The organism is Nocardioides sp. CPCC 206348, assembly GCF_048654705.1.
Taxonomy (GTDB): domain Bacteria; phylum Actinomycetota; class Actinomycetes; order Propionibacteriales; family Nocardioidaceae; genus Nocardioides.
In genome coordinates this window covers 15396-16692 of record NZ_JBMCZA010000223.1, presented here as the reverse complement: position 1 = coordinate 16692, position 1297 = coordinate 15396, and the positions used below count along the sequence as shown (strand labels likewise).

Here is a 1297-nt window from a genome sequence, read left to right as displayed (position 1 = left end):
CCGCACCCCGCCCGCCAGCGGGGCCAGCGGCATGTCGGGGCGAGGCCGTGAGACCTCACTGTCTGATCACATCTGGCGCGTTCGGGGCGTCGACCTGCGGAACGCTTCCCTCATCGGGCTCCGCCTTCGGCGGCAGTGCGGTCCTCGTTGTGACCGGTGGTCTCGGGTGCACGGCGGCGGCTACGTCGCCGAGCTCGGAAGTACCAGACCACGTAGGCAAGGCACCCCACATCGGCGACCAGAATGTACAACCAGTCTTTGCTGTCCGGAGAGTAGACCGACTCGTCACCGGCGACGCCCTTCTGGGCCCGAACCTTGTCGCCGGCTCTCTCGACGTCCTCGCCTGAGAAGTATGCGTGTTTGTCGAGTATCTGGCCGTCGTCACTCTCGAAAGTTCCGGTCCAGTGGCAGGCGTAGCGGTCGCAGTCTCTGTCCACCGCGGTGAAAGTGCCGGGGGTGCCTTCGTTCTTACTGGCGGCGATGGCGAACGGGACGGCGACGACGCTGGCCGCCAGCGCGACAAGGCACAGAAGCAGCAGGAAGAAGGCGTCAGCGTCTGGCTCTCGTCGCACAGCGACAGTATTCCGTTCTCGTGGCAGGCAAGCTCCCGGTTCGCAGCTCCAGCTGCCGCGCATGGCGCGTCATTGAGAACTGTGAGGACGATCTCGGCGGCGGCGGATGAGCAACGCCCACCCGGGACAGACCAACAGCCAGTACGGGATCGAGACGAGTGCAACCACTCGCTCTGACAGCGGGTCGCTCACCGTTCCGCTCAGGTTTGCTGCGAGGAGCGCGACCGCCAGGAGCAAGATCCAACCCAGGATGAACCGGCCGACGGACACAGGCCCGCCGGCGATGTCCCACAGCAGTTCCTCATACCAGTTGCCGGGCTTCACCTCGCCCTCCGGTTCCATCTGCACATGGTCCCATCCCACAATCGACCTCAACGCGGGCCGGCATGCCCGACACTGACGTCGTGAACCCAAAGTTCCGGACGTGGGCAACGGCCGCCGTCGTGTTCCTGATCAGTGCCCTGCTGAACCTGGCCGCCCTGGCGTTCATCGCAACGCGCGAGCCCGGCCTGCTCAACGAGGACAGTCTCTGGATCTACCTGGTTCCCGTGCCCATCGTGGTCACGACCGCAGCGGCATGGATGGTCTTTCGGCGTTGGGGCCTGCTGCTCGGACGAGCAGTCTTCGGCGGGGCCGTCCTCGACTTCACGGCGATTGTCATGTCGACATTCCTGGTCATGAGCACGCTCACCGGATAGGGGGTAGCGGGTCTGCGGCGGCCTGCC

The 1297-nt window shown here is 65.5% G+C and carries 3 protein-coding genes; 1 reads left to right on the top strand and 2 read right to left on the bottom strand.

The window, feature by feature from the left end; translation table 11 throughout:
- Nucleotides 1-110: 110 nt before the first annotated feature.
- Complete coding sequence (locus tag ACOADB_RS25270) at nt 111-572, bottom strand: hypothetical protein (protein ID WP_378605403.1); 462 nt, start codon at nt 570-572, stop codon at nt 111-113.
- Between the two features lie 69 nt (nt 573-641).
- Nucleotides 642-914 carry a hypothetical protein gene (locus ACOADB_RS25265; RefSeq protein WP_378605400.1) on the bottom strand — a complete coding sequence of 91 codons (273 nt, stop codon included), beginning with the start codon at nt 912-914 and terminating at the stop codon, nt 642-644.
- Nucleotides 915-958: 44 nt separating this feature from the next.
- Here ACOADB_RS25265 and ACOADB_RS25260 point away from each other — a divergent pair, with 44 nt between their 5' ends.
- Nucleotides 959-1270 (top strand): hypothetical protein, encoded by a 312-nt coding sequence (locus ACOADB_RS25260; RefSeq protein WP_378605397.1) that lies wholly within the window; start codon nt 959-961, stop codon nt 1268-1270.
- Nucleotides 1271-1297: the final 27 nt, after the last annotated feature.

Coding starts and splice junctions, on each gene's coding strand:
- ACOADB_RS25260 (WP_378605397.1), top strand. CDS start 959: ATGCCCGACACTGACGTCGTGAACCCAAAGTTCCGGACGTGGGCAACG.
- ACOADB_RS25265 (WP_378605400.1), bottom strand. CDS start 914: ATGGAACCGGAGGGCGAGGTGAAGCCCGGCAACTGGTATGAGGAACTG.